This is a genomic window from Nocardia sp. CA-135398 (assembly GCF_050955845.1).
Classification (GTDB): Bacteria; Actinomycetota; Actinomycetes; order Mycobacteriales; family Mycobacteriaceae; genus Nocardia.
Window position 1 is genome coordinate 2647801 of the sequence record NZ_CP192084.1, and the last position, 17857, is coordinate 2665657.

16 protein-coding genes are annotated in these 17857 nt (G+C 66.1%); 11 read left to right on the plus strand and 5 right to left on the minus strand.

Annotated features, from left to right (window positions below):
- Positions 1 to 6 precede the first annotated feature (6 nt).
- Entirely contained in the window at positions 7 to 984 is a 978-nt protein-coding gene (locus ACQP1T_RS11785; protein WP_433759975.1) for an AraC family transcriptional regulator, read from the plus strand.
- Here the strand turns inward: ACQP1T_RS11785 and ACQP1T_RS11790 are convergent.
- Positions 950 to 2155 (minus strand): cytochrome P450 family protein, encoded by a 1206-nt coding sequence (locus ACQP1T_RS11790; protein WP_433759976.1) that lies wholly within the window; start codon positions 2153 to 2155, stop codon positions 950 to 952. The two genes, ACQP1T_RS11785 and ACQP1T_RS11790, sit on opposite strands and share 35 nt — an antisense overlap.
- 191 nt (positions 2156 to 2346) lie before the next feature.
- Between ACQP1T_RS11790 and ACQP1T_RS11795 the strand changes: the two genes are divergently transcribed.
- Positions 2347 to 2982, plus strand: coding sequence for a class I SAM-dependent methyltransferase (locus ACQP1T_RS11795; RefSeq protein ID WP_433759977.1), 636 nt, complete (start codon positions 2347 to 2349; stop codon positions 2980 to 2982).
- On the opposite strand, the gene ACQP1T_RS11800 is transcribed toward ACQP1T_RS11795, so the two are convergent.
- Positions 2979 to 3575, minus strand: coding sequence for a DUF4126 domain-containing protein (locus ACQP1T_RS11800; RefSeq protein ID WP_433759978.1), 597 nt, complete (start codon positions 3573 to 3575; stop codon positions 2979 to 2981). The genes ACQP1T_RS11795 and ACQP1T_RS11800 overlap by 4 nt on opposite strands.
- Positions 3576 to 3636: 61 nt before the next feature.
- Entirely contained in the window at positions 3637 to 4647 is a 1011-nt protein-coding gene (locus ACQP1T_RS11805) for an LLM class flavin-dependent oxidoreductase (RefSeq protein ID WP_433759979.1), read from the minus strand.
- Between the two features lie 143 nt (positions 4648 to 4790).
- Between ACQP1T_RS11805 and map the strand changes: the two genes are divergently transcribed.
- From map to ACQP1T_RS11820, 3 genes are all read left to right on the plus strand, one after another.
- Positions 4791 to 5654 carry a type I methionyl aminopeptidase gene (gene map / locus ACQP1T_RS11810; RefSeq protein ID WP_433759980.1) on the plus strand — a complete coding sequence of 288 codons (864 nt, stop codon included), beginning with the start codon at positions 4791 to 4793 and terminating at the stop codon, positions 5652 to 5654.
- Between the two features lie 280 nt (positions 5655 to 5934).
- A complete protein-coding gene (locus ACQP1T_RS11815; RefSeq protein ID WP_433759981.1) occupies positions 5935 to 7488 on the plus strand; it encodes a cobyric acid synthase in 1554 nt (517 codons plus the stop codon).
- Between the two features lie 100 nt (positions 7489 to 7588).
- Complete coding sequence (locus ACQP1T_RS11820) at positions 7589 to 8152, plus strand: alpha/beta hydrolase (protein ID WP_364341598.1); 564 nt, start codon at positions 7589 to 7591, stop codon at positions 8150 to 8152.
- Here ACQP1T_RS11820 and ACQP1T_RS11825 read toward each other — a convergent pair.
- The gene (locus tag ACQP1T_RS11825) at positions 8132 to 9199 is read right to left on the minus strand and encodes an alpha/beta hydrolase (RefSeq protein ID WP_433759982.1); all 1068 of its coding nucleotides are present in this window, start codon (positions 9197 to 9199) and stop codon (positions 8132 to 8134) included. The two genes, ACQP1T_RS11820 and ACQP1T_RS11825, sit on opposite strands and share 21 nt — an antisense overlap.
- A gap of 260 nt (positions 9200 to 9459) precedes the next feature.
- On the opposite strand from ACQP1T_RS11825, the gene mqo reads away from it, so the two are divergent.
- The 6 genes from mqo (at position 9460) to ACQP1T_RS11855 (ending at position 16571) form a co-directional block, all read left to right on the plus strand.
- Complete coding sequence (gene mqo, locus ACQP1T_RS11830; protein ID WP_433759983.1) at positions 9460 to 10959, plus strand: malate dehydrogenase (quinone); 1500 nt, start codon at positions 9460 to 9462, stop codon at positions 10957 to 10959.
- A 105-nt stretch (positions 10960 to 11064) separates the two neighbouring features.
- Positions 11065 to 11514: a GNAT family N-acetyltransferase gene (locus tag ACQP1T_RS11835; RefSeq protein ID WP_433759984.1), complete on the plus strand. Its 450-nt coding sequence runs from the start codon at positions 11065 to 11067 to the stop codon at positions 11512 to 11514.
- Between the two features lie 198 nt (positions 11515 to 11712).
- Positions 11713 to 13812, plus strand: a complete 2100-nt coding sequence (locus ACQP1T_RS11840) for a VWA domain-containing protein (protein WP_433762151.1) — start codon at positions 11713 to 11715, stop codon at positions 13810 to 13812.
- Positions 13813 to 13869: 57 nt separating this feature from the next.
- Entirely contained in the window at positions 13870 to 14484 is a 615-nt protein-coding gene (gene cobO / locus ACQP1T_RS11845; protein ID WP_433759985.1) for a cob(I)yrinic acid a,c-diamide adenosyltransferase, read from the plus strand.
- 172 nt (positions 14485 to 14656) lie between these two features.
- Positions 14657 to 16069, plus strand: a complete 1413-nt coding sequence (locus tag ACQP1T_RS11850) for a cobyrinate a,c-diamide synthase (protein ID WP_433759986.1) — start codon at positions 14657 to 14659, stop codon at positions 16067 to 16069.
- Positions 16056 to 16571: a cobalamin biosynthesis protein gene (locus tag ACQP1T_RS11855; RefSeq protein ID WP_433759987.1), complete on the plus strand. Its 516-nt coding sequence runs from the start codon at positions 16056 to 16058 to the stop codon at positions 16569 to 16571. The genes ACQP1T_RS11850 and ACQP1T_RS11855 overlap by 14 nt, the downstream gene beginning before the upstream one ends.
- A 6-nt stretch (positions 16572 to 16577) precedes the next feature.
- On the opposite strand, the gene ACQP1T_RS11860 is transcribed toward ACQP1T_RS11855, so the two are convergent.
- Positions 16578 to 17792 (minus strand): cytochrome P450 family protein, encoded by a 1215-nt coding sequence (locus tag ACQP1T_RS11860; protein WP_433759988.1) that lies wholly within the window; start codon positions 17790 to 17792, stop codon positions 16578 to 16580.
- Between the last annotated feature and the right edge of the window lie 65 nt (positions 17793 to 17857).

Consider the following 17857-nt stretch of genomic DNA (forward strand, 5'->3'; position numbering starts at 1 on the left):
GTCGACATGAGATACGACGAACTGCACGTGACCGGTATCGATGAATGGACCGCTGTGGCCAACAGCATCGTTCCGATGGACCACCGATATCGAGATCGAAACCAGTGGCAGGTCACGCTGATCACGCAGCATACGGCGAGCTACAACCTGCTGCGCTGGGATCAGCCGGGCGATCGACTGGCGTTTCGCACACCGTCACACATCCGCCGGATGCCCGCGGAGAACATCTACTGGCTGGTGGTCCCGGAGCGCGGGTCGTTCACGGTCGCCGATGATCGCGAAACCACCTGTGTGGCACCGGGACAGGCCCTCCTGACCGGATTGGACCAAGCACTGCGGTTAGCAGTGCCCAGCTCGGTGGCATTCGGCTTTCAGATCCCACGCACCGAGGTCGATCACGCGATAGCACCGCTCGGCGTGCGCCGACCGGTATTCGACCTCGACTCCGGGCTCGGCCGCATCGCCCGGAACATGATCCGCGACACCCATGCCGAGCGATCCCGGCTCACCGACCGTCAATTCAACGCGGTCTGCGACCGGACCACCGAGCTGCTCTGCATGATGGCCGCGGGCGATAGGACCCCGCAGCGGACCCAGCTGGCCGAGACGGCCGAGGCGGTGCGCCGGTATGTGCGCGACAATATCGGGGTCGCCGACCTCCGGCTGGCGGCGGTGGCTAGGGCCCTGAGCTGGTCGCCACGGCAGTTGCGCACCGCGCTGGAGCAGGCCGGAACCACGTATCGTGAAGTGCGCCAGGATGAATCCCTACGTGCCGCACGCGGCATGCTCGAAAACCCGAGCACGCCACTGACCATCGGCGAAATCGCCGCGCGCAGCGGATTCACCGTCACCTGGTTCTCCGCCGCGTTCAAGGCGCGATTCGGCGAAACCCCGAGGGAATTCCGCAAACGTCGGCTGGCCGAGGCCATCGACCAGCCGACAGCGGCGGTCATTCGGACGGATACAACCGCACCGGCAGAGTGAGCGGGCCCGCGGTCAGGATCTGCGGGCTGATCGGAAGTGATGCCGAGTCACGCGTCAGATGCAGCAGCGGGAAGCGGTTGAACAGCGTGGAGAGCGCGATGCGCGCCTCCAGCCGGGCCAGCGGAGCGCCGAGGCAGATATGCGGCCCGCGCCCGAAGGCCAGCTGACCGCGGTGATCGTGATCGATATCGAAGACATCGGCGTTCGGGTATCGCTGCGGGTCCCGCCCGACACCGCCGTACCAGATGACGATCGCGCCCTTCGGCAGGTCGACGCCCGCGATGGTGACATCCTGTTGGGCATAGCGCAGGTTGGCGCTGTACACCGGGGACCGGTAGCGCAGCGCCTCCTCGACCACATCCGCCCAACGGTCCTGCGTGAGTGCCTTGTCCAGTTGCCTGGGGTTCTCCGTGAGCGCGATGATCGCGTTGGCCAGCAGGTGCACCGTCGTCTCGTGTCCGGCCACGATCACCAGCCACAACATGTTGACCAGCTCATCGGTGGTCAGATTGTCGGTGTTGGCCTCGATCAACGCGGAGGTGAGGTCGTCACCCGGCTCGCGCCGTTTGCCCTCGATGAGCTGGGTGAAGAATGCGATCATCTCGCCCATCGCGGTCTGCATCTGTTCGATGGTGCTGGTGTGGGACACGATCGTGGTCGACCAGTCCCGGATTCGGGACCGATCCGCCTTCTCCACACCGAACAGCTCACAGATCACCCGCACCGGAAACGGGGTGGTGAATCGTGGGATGAGATCGAATTCGCCTTTCTCGTCGGCGAAGTCATCGATGATCTCGGAAGCGATCTGGCGGATCCGGGGTTCGAGCCCGGCCACCCGAGCGGGTGTGAACGCGGCGCTGATCGTTTTGCGTAACCTCCGATGGTCCTCGCCGTCCTTGTTCAACATGTGGTCGATGTCGGTGAGCGCGCGCATCGGCCAATCCGCCGGAATGGTTCCGTCGTGCAGGGCCGGGCAGTTCTCGGCGTTCTTGCTGAAGATTGTGCCGTCGCCAGCGAGCACTTCGCTCACGGCTTGATAGCTCACCGCACTCCAGGCCGCGACACCGCCGGTCAGCTCGATCGGAACCAGCGGTCCGCGTCGAGAGATTCGCTCATAGGTTTCGAGAACCGTTTCTCCAGCGGTGGGCAGCTGGATGACCGACTCGGTCATACTGTCTCCAATGGTGTGATCGACGGATGGCACCCGGACCATCCGGGTTCGGACCAGGTCAGTGTCGATCAGCGGCCGCCTCGTTCGCGCCCCGATCCAGATCCTCTGCTCCGCAACGGAATTCCGCCGCGATCGGAACATAACTTCGGGCGCGGACGGAGCTTCGGCGCACGCGTGGCAAGGTGTTATCGATGACCGAGCTCAATTGGAGTCACAACGCCTACTACCAACGGTTTCTCATGCGGCAGCTGCCCGACCCGTGTAGTCGGGTGTTGGACCTCGGTTGTGGGGCCGGGACATTCGCGGGGGAACTCGCGCGGCGAGTCGAGCACGTCGATGCGATCGACCGGTCGCCGGTGATGATCGATGCCGCGAAGCAGGCCACGCCGGACAATGTCCGCTGCATCCTCGGGGATGTGCTGACGGAACCACTGGGCGAGGGCGCCTACGACGCGATCGTGTCGATCAGCACGTTGCACCATATGACGCTCGATGAGGTGCTGCCGGTTTTGGCGCGGGCAGTGCGGCCGGGTGGTGTGATCGCCGCTGTGGCACTGCCGCGGCCCGATCTCCTGCGGGAATTGCCCGTCGAGTTGGTAGCGGCGATCGGACATCGGGTGCTCGGGATGGTGTTTCGGATTCTTCGGGCGCGTGGGCGAGGCAGTTGGTATGCGGTCGAGGCGACGCATGATGTCATGCCGGTCGTGCTCGATCCGCCGCTGACGACGCGGCAGGTGCGGGCCCGGGTCACGGCGATTCTGCCCGGTGCGCGGGTACGGCGGCTGGTCTTCTGGCGCTACTCGCTGGTGTGGCGCAAACCCGCCTAGACGGTCGCGGCGCGCTTGGCCTCGCGACGTTGTCTGCGGCGAATGCGGTAGCGGCGGATCCGGCTCGCCAGCAGATACACCAGGATCACGCCGATCACCAGCAGTGTGCCCGCGCAGATGGCCGCGACGACCGGGTGGAAGATGGCGACGGTGACGATGCCGCCGACGGTCAGATCCTCGACGAGGCTCATGACGACATTGCTCGCGGGCTCCGGCGAGGTGTTGATCGCCATCCGTGTCCCGGCCTTCACGAGATGGCTTGCCAGGGCGGTGGTTCCGCCGACCGCACCGGCCGCCAGTTGGGGCAGCGAACCGTCCTGGCCTGCGAGCAGTGCGGCGACGACCGCACCCGATGCCGGGCGCACGATGGTGTGCACCGCATCCCAGAAGCTGTCGAGATAGGGAACCTTGTCCGCGACGGCCTCGATGAGGAACAACACCCCGGCCGCGATCAACACATCGGTGCGCTGCAGCGCCTCCGGCACGTCATCGGACAGACCGGCCACGCCGAATAGCCCGAGCAGCAGAACCACCGCATAGGCATTGACCCCGCTCGCCCAGCCCGCGGTGAAGATCAGGGGCAGTGCTGACATGGGGCCATCGTATGGTGCTCAGCGCAGCGCGACCCCTTCCGTGCCTCGGCGCCGGGGTTCGTCAGCGCACCTCGGGTGCCACCTTCGCACCGAGCAATTCGATATTGCGCAGCACCTTTTCGTGCGGCAATGTGCCGACGCTGGTGTGCAGCATGAAGCGGTCCAGGCCGAGGGTGTCGCGGATATCGGTGATCTTTTCGGCGACATAGTCCGGTGTGCCGACGAAGAGGGAACCGCTCTGGGAGCGCAGGGCGTCGAACTGCGCACGGGTCATCGGGCCCCAACCGCGTTCGCGCCCAAGGGCACTCATCGCCCCGGCATACGGCTGGTAGAAGTCGGCGACGGCCTGTTCGTCGGTATCGGCGATATAGCCGTGCGCGTGCACCGCCACCGGCTGCTTGTCGTGGCCGCCCTCTTCCAGCGCGCGGTGGTACAGGTCCACCAGTGGTTCGAAGCGTGCGGGCTGGCCGCCGATGATCGCGATCGCCAGCGGTAAGCCGAGCAGTCCGGCGCGGACCACGGATTCCGGGCTGCCGCCGACCGCGATCCAGACCGGCAGCGGCCGCGTGTCCGTGCGCGGGTAGATCACCGCATCGCGCAACGGGGCACGGAATTTGCCGTTCCAGGTCACCGGCTCGTCCGCGCGAATGTGCAGCAGTAGTGCCAGCTTCTCCTCGAAGAGCTCGTCATAGTCGCTCAGGTCGTAACCGAACAGCGGAAAGCTCTCGGTGAACGAACCACGTCCGGCCATCAGCTCGGCGCGACCGTTCGAGAGTCCGTCCAACGTGGCGAAATCCTGGTACACCCGTACCGGATCATCCGAACTCAGCACGCTCACCGCGCTGGTCAGCTGAATGCGCTCGGTCCGCGCCGCGATCGCGGCCAGTACCACCGCGGGTGCGGATGCCGCGAAATCCTTGCGGTGATGTTCGCCTACGCCGTAGACGTCGAGTCCGGCGCGTTCGGTGGCGACCGCCTCGTCGACCACCTCGCGCAGCCGTTCGGCCGCGGTGGGCGCCGGTCGGTCGCCGACCGGGTGCAGCTCCGCGAAAGTCGTGAGTCCCAGTTCCACAGCTCGAGTCCTGTTCGTGTGTAGTTTCTACGTCAACCACTGGCCTAAACGGACCGTGGTCCGAAACTATTCCATCCGCTGACCACGCGTTCCCGGCGCGGGCACGGACAGTGCGCGCTGACCGGTGCGGATAGTCTTGTTCCATGTCAGTGCGTACCCGCCAGCCGCTTGTTCCCGGCACGCTCTCGCCCACCCGTGAAGTTCCGCGCTCGATCGAGCGTCCGGAGTATGCGTGGAAGAAGACCGTGAACGAGGGGCGCGAACCCTGGGTGCAGACGGCCGAGACCATCGAGAAGATGCGGATCGCGGGCAAGATCGCGGCGCAGGCTCTCGAAGAGGCGGGCAAGGCGGTCGCGCCCGGTGTCACCACCGATGAGTTGGACCGGATCGCACACGAGTTCATGTGCGACCACGGCGCCTATCCATCGACCTTGGGCTACAAGGGTTTTCCGAAGTCGTGCTGCACCTCGCTGAACGAGGTGATCTGCCACGGCATTCCGGACTCGACGGTCATCGAGGACGGCGACATCGTCAATATCGATGTGACCGCCTATATCGACGGTGTGCACGGCGATACCAATAAGACCTTCCTCGCCGGTGATGTCGACGAGGAGGTACGACTGCTGGTCGAGCGCACGCACGAGGCGACCATGCGGGCGATCAAGGCGGTTCGGCCGGGCCGGGCGCTGAATGTGATCGGGCGCGTCATCGAGTCCTACGCCAACCGCTTCGGCTACGGCGTGGTGCGCGATTTCACCGGACACGGTGTCGGTCCCACCTTCCACAGCGGCCTGGTCATCCTGCACTACGACCAGCCCGCGATCGAATCGGTCATCGAGCCCGGCATGACCTTCACCATCGAGCCGATGATCAACCTCGGCGGCATCGACTACGAGATCTGGGACGACGGCTGGACCGTGGTCACCAAGGACCGCAAGTGGACCGCGCAGTTCGAACACACACTGGTCGTGACCGAAACAGGCGCTGAAATCCTCACCCTGCCGTGAGGGGTGGATCGCGCAGTTCGAAGCTCGCGCTGTTGGGTCGTGACCGAAACAGGCGCCGAAATTCTCACCTTGCTGTGAGGGGTGGATCGCGCAGTTCGAAGCTCGCGCTGTTGGGTCGTGACCGAAACAGGCGCCGAAATTCTCACCTTGCCGTGAGGGGTGGACCGCGCAGTTCGAAGCTCGCGCTGTTGGGTCGTGACCGAAACAGGCGCCGAAATCCTCACCTTGCCGTGAGGGGTGGACCGCGCAGTTCGAAGCTCGCGCTGTTGACGGAGCTACCGTGACCAGCACGTCGAAGGGCGCGTTGCTGATCGCCGGAACGACCTCCGACGCAGGGAAAAGCGTGGTGGTGGCCGGACTTTGCCGGTTGCTGGCTCGGCGGGGGATACGAGTCGCGCCGTTCAAGGCGCAGAACATGTCCAACAATTCGGTGGTCACTCTCGACGGCGGCGAGATCGGTCGTGCCCAGGCCATGCAGGCGGCGGCGTGCGGGCTGGAGCCGAGTGTGCGGTTCAATCCGATCCTGCTCAAACCCGGCAGCGATCGACGCTCCCAGCTCGTGGTGCGCGGCAGGGCAATCGGCACCGTCGGCGCGCGTGACTATTTCCGGCATCGCCGGGATCTGCGCGAAGTCGTTGCCGTCGAACTGGATTCGCTGCGCGCCGAATTCGATGTGGTGATCTGCGAGGGCGCCGGTTCACCCGCCGAAATCAACCTGCGCGCCACCGATCTGGCGAATATGGGTCTCGCCCGGGCGGCGCGACTACCGGTGCTCGTGGTCGGCGATATCGACCGGGGCGGTGTGCTCGCGCACCTGTTCGGCACCGTTGCGGTACTGGAACCCGAAGACCAGCAACTGATCTCGGGCTTCATTGTCAACAAGTTCCGCGGCGATGTCGAGCTGCTCCGTCCCGGACTCGACCGGCTCACCGAGCTGACCGGACGCCCCGCCCTCGGTGTCATTCCCTACGCGGACGAACTGTGGATCGACGCGGAGGACTCCCTCGGCACCGTCACCGACGCACCGGTCGGCCGTCCGAGCCCGCCGATCGGCGCCGAATGGCTCACGGTCGCCGCCATCCGCCTGCCGCGCATCTCCAATTCCACCGATGTCGAAGCGCTGGCCTGTGAGCCCGGTGTCTCGGTGCGCTGGGTCGGCGACCCGTCTCGGCTGGCCGATGCCGACCTGGTGGTGCTGCCGGGCAGTAAGGCGACCGTCTCGGATCTGGAGTGGTTGCGGCGCACCGGAATTGCCGATGCGCTGACGGCCAGGGCGGCAGCGGGTCGGCCGATACTCGGCATCTGCGGCGGATATCAGATGCTCGGCAGCCGCATTGTCGATCGGGTCGAATCGGATGCGGGCACGGTCGCGGGGTTGGGTCTGCTCGATCTGGAGATCGAATTCGCCGATCCGAAGGTGCTGCGGCGCAGCGCGGGGCGAGGTTATGGAATTCCCGTGCACGGCTATGAGATTCACCATGGTCGCGTGGTGCGCAGCGGTGATCCGGCGTGGCTCGAACTGGACAGCTCGCCGACAGCCGAGGGCAGTGCCCGTGGGGCGATCTGGGGCACCCACCTGCACGGCCTGCTGGAATCGGATGAATTCCGTCGTTGCTGGCTCCGCGAGGTCGCCGCGCATGCCGGACGGCACGGTTTCGTCGTCGCCGAGAACATTTCGGCAGCCGCGATCCGCTCGTCCCAACTCGACCTGCTCGCCGACCTGCTCGAACAGCATCTCGATATCGCCCACATAGAACGCCTGCTCACCGACGGTGCACCCAACGATCTGCCCACCATCGTCTCCGGCCTGGGAGTCTGCAGCACTCCTTTGTGATCAGCCCGGATTCCTCGGAACGCCAGCCAGGCGCGGGCCAGAGCTGCGAGCTCGGCCTTACGGACCGAGAAGTCGTCTTCGGGCGTGTACCGTATTTCGGGTGAAATCTCGGCGGATCACGGTCGGTGACCGGGCATGGACCGTACGGGTCGACGGCCCGGAGTCTCGGCACAGCGTGCTGCTGTTGCCCGACGCCGGTGATCCGGTCGACGTGTACGACCAGGTGTGTGCGCGTCTGCACACCTCGGACCTGCGCACCATCGCGGTGGAATCGGTAGCGGACCTGGATCCGGCGGGGGTGCACGCCATCCTCGACGAACTCGGCATCCCCTGGGTGAATGTCGCCGGACGCGGTGCGGGCGCGCAGCTGGGCTGGCAGGTCTGCGCGGGTGGTTTCGGCCGGTTCATCAGCCTTGTCGTCGCCGATCGCGGCCATCCCGCGATACCGGCCGCGGACGGCACCGTGGCGGACCCCACGTGTCGGCCGGTTGAGGTCGCCGCCACCGTGCTGGTCACCAAGAATCTGCCGCGTTCGGTCGCCGATGCCTCCGGTCGTTACGTCTACGGCGAATTCCGGGTGGTGGAGATCGACGTCGACAATGTGGCGACCGAGGCCGACCACGAATTGGCCACCGAGATCGTGTTACGCACCAGCCTCTGGTGATCCGGCGGTCTTCTTGCGGAAGACTGTCAGCCAGTCCAGCCAGCTGTCGAGTTCGGCGAAGGCCTTGGCCAGCGGTTCGGCCGAGGACAGGAAGACATCGTGGCGGGCGCCGTCGATCGGGACGATATTGGTCCGATCTCCCAGACAACCCGACCAGCGCTGAATCTGGCGCACATCGAGCACCGCATCCGCCACATCGACGGCCGGACCGTACTTGCGCGCGAATTTCGTGATGCGTGAACGCAGAATCAAAGCGGGCACGCCGACCGAAAGACCTGCCTGCAGCTCGGCGTGCCCATTGCGGATCGCACGCAGCCAGCCGAACCGGACCGGGAAGCCTTCCAGCGGCTTCCAATCCAGGTTGTAATGCCACTCACCCGCCACGCTGTGGTGCAGGCTGTCGCCGTAGGAGCTGATCTTGCCGCCGGGTAGTTCGAACATCGACCGGAATCGGCCGAGCATCTTGATCACCGGGGTGCCGATGCTCCGGTAGTACGAGGGGCCCTGCAGGTCGAACCAGGGGCTGTTGAGCACCAGACCGACGATTCCCGATTCGGCCGTGCCGTTGGTCTTGTTGAGCCGATTCAGCCAGAGCGGCACGATGAGTCCGCCGGTCGAATGCGCGACCAGGAGGACGTTATCGCCCGCCTCTTCCTGGACGATGCGCAGCGACTCGTTCAGTTCGGCATCGTAGAGCGCGAGGTCGGTGACGTAGTGCGGCGTCTGGCCGTCGCGCAGCGAACGACCGCACTTGCGCAGATCCAGCGCGTAGAAGCGATGCCCGCGCCGTGCGAAGTGTTCGGCCAGATGCTGCTGGAAGAAGTAGTCGGTGAAACCGTGCACGTAAAGCACCGCGGGTTCGGTGGCAGCGGCACCGGTGTCGGGCGTGTAGCGAACGAGCGTCGCCACGGCCTCGCCCTCACCATCCGGGTCCGGACCGAGCGGCAGAGTGCGCTGCTCATAGCCCGCGCCGAGCACGTCGGGCTGCCATCGCTCGGCTGCCGGGGCGGTGATATCGGACACGCTGAGCGAGGCTTCGTTCGTCACAACGATCAATGTAAGCGACGTCAGCGCCGTTTCGAAGATCGAAGCCAGGAAGGAATCTATGTCACATTCGGTAGGTTCGTTGCCGGACTTCGAACAGGTGAGGTGCACAATTGGGCTAGGTGAACGGCGGGTAACCTACACCCCGCCGAGTCATGCAGGACTCGCAACAACCACATAGCGCCCGTGCCCAGCAGGCCCACCGTGGGGGTGGGCGTGCGCAGAAGGACAAGGAAGTCGATCTACCCGTGCCGAACGCTGCCATGACTGAAAAGACCGATGTAGTACTCATCGGTGCCGGCATCATGAGTGCCACTCTCGGCGCACTGCTTCGGCAGCTGCAGCCGGAATGGTCGATCTCCCTGTTCGAGCGGCTGGATGCGGCCGCCGCCGAGAGCAGCGATCCGTGGAACAACGCGGGCACCGGACACTCCGCACTGTGCGAGCTGAACTACAGCCCGCAGAATCCGGACGGTTCGGTCGATATCAGCAAGGCCATCGACATCAACGAGCGTTTCCAGGTCTCGCGCCAGTTCTGGTCCTACGGCGTGGAGAACGGCATCCTCAGCGACCCCTCCGCCTTCATCAACCCCATCCCGCACGTCAGTTTCGTGCACGGCGCGGACAATGTGGACTACCTACGCAAGCGATACGAGGCGCTGTCGCGGCATCCGCTCTTCTCGACGATGGAATTCATCGACAGCCCCGATGAATTCGCCAAGCGACTGCCGCTGATGGCCAGGGGACGCGACTTCTCCGATCCGATCGCGCTCAACTGGACCGATGAGGGCACCGATATCGACTTCGGTTCGCTCACCAGCGAACTGCTGGCCTACCTCGGCCGCACCGGCGTCGATCTGGCCTTCGGTCACGAGGTGCGCAACCTCACCAAGCAGTCCGATGGTTCCTGGCTGGTGAAGGTGCGCAACCGGCGTACCCGCCAAACCCGCACGCTCATCAGCAAATTCGTCTTCGTCGGCGCCGGTGGCGGTGCGCTGCCGCTGCTGCAGAAGGCGGGCATCAAGGAGGCCAAGGGTTTCGGCGGCTTCCCGATCAGCGGTCAGTTCATCCGCTGCACCAACCCGGATCTGATCTACAAGCACGAGGCCAAGGTCTACGGCAAGGCCGCCGTCGGCGCGCCGCCGATGTCGGTGCCGCACTTGGACACTCGGATCATCAAGGGCCGTCCCGGCCTGCTGTTCGGCCCGTACGCCGGGTGGACGCCGAAGTTCCTCAAGGACGGCAAGAACACCGATCTGTTCAAGTCGGTCAAGCCGAACAACATCTTCTCCCTGCTCGGCGTCGGCGTCACCGAACTCGGCCTGACCAAGTACCTGATCAGCGAGCTGCTCAAGTCCGAGGCGGGCAAGGTGGCCACGCTGGAGGAGTTCATTCCACGCGCGGACGGCCACGATTGGGAGCTGATCACCGCGGGGCAGCGTGTGCAGGTCATCCGGCGCAAGGGTGCGGGCGGTGTGCTCGAGTTCGGCACGGCGGTTATCGCGGCCGAAGACGGCACCATCGCTGGTCTGCTCGGTGCGTCGCCCGGCGCGTCGACCTGTGTGAGCGCCATGATCGACGTGTTGCAGCGGTGCTTCCCGCGCGAGTACGACGACTGGTCGCCGAAGCTGAAGGAAATGGTGCCCTCGCTGGGCGTGAAGCTTTCGGAGAACCAGGCGCTGTTCCAGGAAGTCTGGGATTGGTCGACCAAAACCCTGAACCTGAACGGTGTGTCGGACAACACGCCAAAGCACACCGTGTGAGCGACGGGCCCGGAGGCGGTGGCTCGCTTGATCACGCCGGGCCCGCGACATCGCAAATTGGACACAGCGGTCGCGCCGAACGCGTAGTTGTGATAGCAAGACTCGATGATGTCAACGGTTGCACTCAAACGGTCCTGGGCGCTCGATCTCGACACCGCCACCCTGTATCAGCTGTTGAAGCTTCGCGTCGAAGTCTTTGTCGTCGAGCAGAAGTGCGCGTACCCGGAGTTGGACGGCCTCGACCTGCTGCCGGAGACGCGCCATTTCTGGCTCGATGACGAGGGCGAGGTCATCTCGACGCTGCGGTTGACCGAGGAGCATGAGAACGGTGTGAAATCGTTCCGCATCGGCCGGTTGTGCACCTCGCCTCCGGCGCGCGGGCACGGGTACACCACCCGCCTGGTGCAGGCCGCGCTCGCCGAGGCAGGTTCGGCGACCGTGCGCCTGAGCGCCCAGACCTACCTGGTCGACATGTACGCCAAGTTCGGCTTCAAACCCGACGGCGACGAATTCGAAGAAGACGGCATCATGCACCTCCCCATGCGCAGGGGCTGACCACCCGCGATCTTCGAGCTCTCGCAAACCCGGTAACTACCTCCACAGGGTGCGGCTTGTGCGAGGTAGTTATCCGGGCATGCGAGAGCTTGCCGAGTGGCGGGGTGGTGCGGGGTGCTGCTCGGCGGCGCGAATAGAGTTTGGGGCGTGTCATTGCCCCGTACCGGAAACGCGCCGGATGTCCCTTCACTGACCGGGATGCGTCCTGGTGCCGATGGTGAGGCGGGCTTTCCGTTCTCGGCGGTGGTGGGGCAGGAGCGGTTACAGCTGGCGTTGATCCTGTGTGCGGTGCACCCCGGGATCGGTGGCGTATTGGTGCGCGGGGAGAAGGGGACCGCGAAATCGACGGTGGTGCGCGCGCTCGCGCAATTGCTGCCGCCCATTGTCGATGAGACGGGTGCGCGGCCCGCTCGGCTGGTGGAGCTGCCGGTGGGGGCGACTGAAGACCGGGTGGTTGGTTCTTTGGATCTGGGACGGGTGCTGCGCGATGGCGAGCAGGCCTTCCGTCCCGGACTGTTGGCGGCCGCGCATCACGGCGTGCTCTATGTCGACGAGGTGAATCTGCTGCACGACCACCTGGTTGACGTGCTGCTCGATGCCGCCGCGATGGGTCGGGTGCATATCGAGCGCGATGGGGTTTCGCATTCGCATCCGGCACGGTTCGTGCTGGTCGGAACCATGAATCCGGAGGAGGGTGAGCTGCGGCCGCAGCTGCTCGACCGGTTCGGGCTCACCGTCGATGTGGCGGCGTCCCGGGATGTGGACGTGCGGATGGCGGTGGTGCGGCGTCGGCTGGACTACGAGGCGGACCCGGCCGGATTCGCCGCGCGCTATGCCGCCGCCGATCGGGAGGTGGCCGAGCGGATTCTCACCGCCCGCGAGCGGGTCGCATCGGTCGCGCTCGATGACGTGGAGCTGCGGCGGATCGCCGCGCTGTGTGCGTCCTTCGATGTGGACGGGATGCGGGCCGATCTGGTGGTGGCCAGGACCGCTACCGCGCATGCGGCTTGGCGTGGCGCGGCCGAGGTGGCCGAGACGGATGTGCGGGTCGCGGCCGAGTTGGCATTGCCGCATCGTCGGCGGCGGGATCCGTTCGATGAGCCGGGGATCAGCGAAGAGCAGCTGGACGAGGCGATGCGTGCGGCGGGGGAGGAAGCGGAAAAGTCCAGCGAGCGTGCGGAGTTGGCGGAGGACGGGGATCTCGATGACGGTCATTCGGACGATGGGGGTTCGCGTGGTCTGGACAGTCGCTCCAGCGATGCCGATGCCGCCGGGCCCGATGGCGGTACGGATAGCGCATCGAACAATTCGGATGGCGGACCCGGCAATGGCGGCCCGGATGGTCAAGGCCCGGAGGATGATCCGGATGGCGGGCCCGGCAATGGCGGACCAGGCGGTCCCGAACCCGACGGCGGTCCGGATTCGCCGGGCGGCGGGCAGTCACTGTCCGCGCGCGAGGGTCGTATCGGCGCGCCCGCGAAATCGGTTGTGACACCGCCGCGTTGGGAAGTACCCGGCATCGGTGAGGGCGCGGCGGGCCGTCGTTCGCGCGCGCAGACCAGGCAGGGGCGCACGGTGCGATCCAGCACCGATACCTCCGGCGGTCTGCATCTGCTCGGCACCGTATTCGCCGCCGCACCGCACCAGCACGCCCGTGGCCGAGCCGAAGGTCCGTTGAAGTTGGCCGCCGATGATCTGCGCGGCGCGTATCGCGAAGGGCGCGAGGGCAATCTGGTGGTCTTCGTGGTCGACGCGTCCGGATCCATGGCGGCGCGCGACCGCCTCTCCGCGGTTACCGGCGCGGTCGTCGCTTTGCTGCGCGACGCCTACCAGCGGCGCGACAAGGTCGCCGTGATCACCGTGCGTGGCATGGAAGCCGAACTCGTCCTGCCACCGACCTCCTCGGTGGATATCGCGGTACGACGCCTGTCCGGGATCCGCACCGGCGGTAAAACCCCGCTCGCCGCAGGGCTTTTGAAGGCACGCGAGGTGGTGCACCGCGAACGCGTCCGCGATCCACGCCGCCGCCCCATGCTGGTCCTGCTCACCGACGGCCGCGCCACCGGCGGCGTCGATCCGGTGCCCCGCGCCCGCGCCGCCGCGAATCTGCTTGCCGCCGAGGCGATCACCTCGATTGTCGTGGACTGTGAACGCGGCATGATCCGGCTCGGCCTCGCCGCCGACCTGGCCCGCACCCTGCGCGCGGGCTACCTCCAACTCGCCGAGCTGACCGGCGATTCGGTCGCCGACATCGTCCGCACCGGATCCGGTCGCCCCGGCGTGTCACGGGCCGCGTGACCGTGGCGCAACAGGCCGGTGTGGACGTTCTGATCAATGCGCTATCAAGGAGTTTCGATGCCTAAGGGTGTGCCGGAGACGGTTCCGGATGATGGGCTGACCACGCGGCAGCGGCGGAATTTGCCGGTGCTCGCGGTGCATACCGGGCCGGGCAAGGGGAAGTCGACGGCTGCCTTCGGGATGGCATTGCGGGCGTGGAATCAGGGATTCGATATCGCGGTATTCCAGTTCGTCAAGAGCGCCAAGTGGAAAGTGGGGGAGGAGGCGGCTTTTCGCACGCTCGGCCGTTTGCACGAGGAGACCGGTGTGGGTGGGCCGGTCGAATGGCACAAGATGGGCGAGGGCTGGTCGTGGACCCGCAAACAGGGCACCGATGAAGACCACGCCGCCGCGGCACTGGCCGGTTGGCGCGAGATCGCCCGCAGGCTTCAGGCCGAACAGCACCGCTTCTACGTCCTCGACGAATTCACCTACCCGCTCAGGTGGGGTTGGGTCGATGTCGACGAGGTCGTCGAAATCCTCCGCAACCGCCCCGGCAACCAGCATGTGGTCATCACCGGTCGCGATGCGCCCCCGGCGCTCTTGGATGCCGCCGACCTCGTCACCGAAATGACCAAGGTCAAACACCCCATGGACGCGGGCCGCAAAGGCCAGCGAGGCATCGAATGGTGACCGCACCGAGCGGCGCATCGGTGCGGCGAACACCCGGCTGCCCCCGCGTGCCGCTCGCCGGTCGCCGCCCCGCGCCACTCGACCGCGCGCTGGTTCGGCACGACCCGCACCCCTTGGCGACATTTGCGCTCCTGGTGGGTTCCCCCGAGAGGTTCCGAGAAGGTGTGCGGCCTTGAGTGGTGTTCCCGCGGTGGTGATCGCCGCGCCCGCTTCGGGGAGTGGGAAGACGACGTTGGCGACCGGTTTGATCGGGGCGCTGCGTCGGGCTGGGCATCGGGTGGCGCCGTTCAAGGTGGGGCCGGACTATATCGATCCGGGGTATCACGGGTTGGCGGCTGGGCGGCCCGGTCGCAATCTCGATCCGGTGCTGGTCGGCGCGGAACGTGTTGTCCCGCTGTACCGTCACGGTGCCGACGGATGTGATCTGGCGGTGGTCGAGGGCGTAATGGGCCTGTTCGACGGCCGCATCGATGAGAACCACGTCGCACCGATCGCCGAGGGATCCACCGCGCAGGTCGCCGGATTACTCGGCGCCCCGGTGATTTTGGTGGTCGACGCGCGCGGCCACAGTCAGAGCCTCGCCGCCCTCCTGCACGGTTTCGCCACCTTCGATAGCGCGATCCGCCTCGGCGGCGTCATCCTGAACCGAGTCGGCAGCGAACGCCACGACCAAGTGCTGCGCGCAGCCTGCGACCGCGTCGGCCTGCCGGTGCTCGGATCACTGCCGCGCATGGCCGAACTCGAGGTCCCCTCCCGCCATCTCGGCCTCATCCCCGCCGTCGAGCACGGCCACGCCGCGACCGCCGCCGTCGAAGCGATGACCGACCTGGTAGCCGCCCATGTCGACCTCCCCACCATCGCCCGTCTCGCCCGCTCGAACATCACCACTCCGGCCTGGGACCCGGTAAACGCGGTGCGCGAATCCGAGGATCGGGTATCCGTGAAAAGCGTGGCAGCGCCCGGTCCCGTGATCGCGATGGCTGGCGGGCCAGCGTTCACCTTCGGGTATGCGGAGCATCGCGAGTTGCTGGAGGCCGCAGCAGCACGGGTTGTGGTCTTCGACCCGATGGGGGATGAACTTCCCACGGGGACAGCCGGTTTGGTATTGCCCGGCGGGTTTCCCGAGGAGCATGCGGCGGCACTGGCGGCCAATGATCGGCTGTTGGCGCAGGTTGCCGAGCAGGCCGGGGCGGGCCTTCCGGTGCATGCCGAATGTGCCGGATTGCTGTACCTCAGCCGGTCCCTGGATGGCCATCCGATGGCCGGTGTAGTCGATGCGACGGCCGAATTCGGCCCCCGCCTGACCCTCGGCTATCGAGATGCCGTGGCACTGACCGATTCCGCCCTATGGCGCGCGGGAGAACGGGTGCGCGGCCACGAATTCCATCGCACCCGCCTGGTCGCCACCGGCGCCGAAACTCCCGCCTGGGGTTGGCATACCGCAGGCGACCGCATTCGCGAGGGCGCTCTCATCCACCGCGTTCACGCCTCGTACCTGCACACCCACCCCGCCGGAAATCCAAGAGCAACATGCCGTTTCGTTGCGGCGGCGGCCGACTACGCCCGTATCCGTGCAACCGCCTGACAGGCCTGCGTCAGGTCCCGCGGCACCGGCGATATGGACTGGCTCGTCGCCGGAACAGCTCGACCGGGGAGCAGATCCGCACGATCCGGCGGCGTCGCCGTTCGATGCGAAGGCAGCGCCGGCGGGATACCCGCGTGCACCCGAACTGGCGGTTGGTCTCGGGTTTCGACCGGGCACATCGACCGAACGAATTCTCGATGCACTGCGAGAAGGACTGGGCGACAAGCCCATTTCCTGTCTCGCGACCATCGACCGGCGTGCCGAGGAACTTCGTGCTGCCGCCGATCACTTGGGTGTCTCGATCCGCACCTTCACGGCGGCCGAACTCGCACAGGTCGATGTGCCGAACCCCTCATCGCGCACCGATGACGCGCTCGGCACCGCCAGCGTCGCCGAGGCGGCCGCGCTCCTGGCCGCCGACGGTCCGCTCGTCATTCCCAAGCGGACCGTCGACGGAATAGTGATCGCGGCCGCGCTCACTCCGAAATCGCCACTGCCGTAACAAGAGTCAGGACACCTTTCCCAATTCGATCGGCAGGGACAACGGGCCGACGGTGAAGAACGACGGCGAGTAGGGAATATCGTCCGGGTCGATGGCGAGCCGCAGATCCGGCAATCGCCGGTAGAGCGAGGCGAGGGCGAGTCGGCTCTCCAATCGGGCGAGCGGTGCGCCGATGCAGTAGCGCGGTCCGTGTCCGAAGCCGAGATGTCCGGTCTGCTCGCGGGTGAGGTCGAATTGGTTCGCGGTCTCGCCGTACTTGTCCGGATCGATTCCGGTCGCCTGATAGGCCACACCGACCGCATTTCCCTTGGGAATGGTCACACCCGCGATCGTCACATCGGTCAGCGTGAACCGGTAGGTGGTCATCATCACCGAGTGGCGATAACGCAGCGTCTCCTCGACCACATCCGCCCAACGGTCTTCGGCCTTGGCGACCGCGAGCTGGTCGGGATTGCGATGCAGTGCGACGACGGCGTGGCCGAGTAGGTGCACCGTGGTCTCGTGACCGGCGATCAGCATCAGCCAGAGCACGCCGACCAATTCGTCGGTGGTGAGCTGATCGCCGGCATCGCGAGCCTGCACCAGATCCGAGGTCAGATCGTCACCGGGCTCCCGCTGTTTGCGCTGCACCAGTTCGTGCAGGAACGCCCCGAGCTCGTTCTGGGTCGCGAATGCCACCTCGGGTGGGGTGGTGTGCGCCAGCAGCGTGGCGGTCCACTTCCGCAGCCGTGGCCGGTCCGCATCGGGCACGCCGAACAATTCGGCGATGACCGCCATCGGCAGTGCGTCGGTGAACGTGGGTACGAGGTCCACTCCGTCACCGGCCGCGATCACCCTGTCCAGCAGTCCGTCGATGATTTCTTGGATGCGCGGTTCCATCGCCTGCACCCGTCGAGGTGTGAACCCCTTCCCGACCAGCCCACGCAACCGACGGTGATCCTCACCGTCCTTCGTCGCCAGATGGTCGCCCTGGACGATGGCTCGTAGCGGCCAGTCCTGCGGGATCGATCCGTCGTACAGCGCGGGCCAATGCTTCGGGTCCCTGGCGAAGGTCTTGTTGTCACCGGCGAGGATCTCCGCAACGGCGTTGTGCGTCAAGGCCAAATAGGCCGGCACACCACCCGGGAATTCCACTTCGACCACCTCGGCTGTCTGTTGTAGTCGGATGCAGGTGTCGAGCGGGCTTTCGTCGGCGGCGGGGAATGCGGGAAGACTTGTCATGATGACCCCTCGGACGGTGCCGACCCGTTGGCACGGGTATGGACGATCAGTCGCGTGCGCGACCA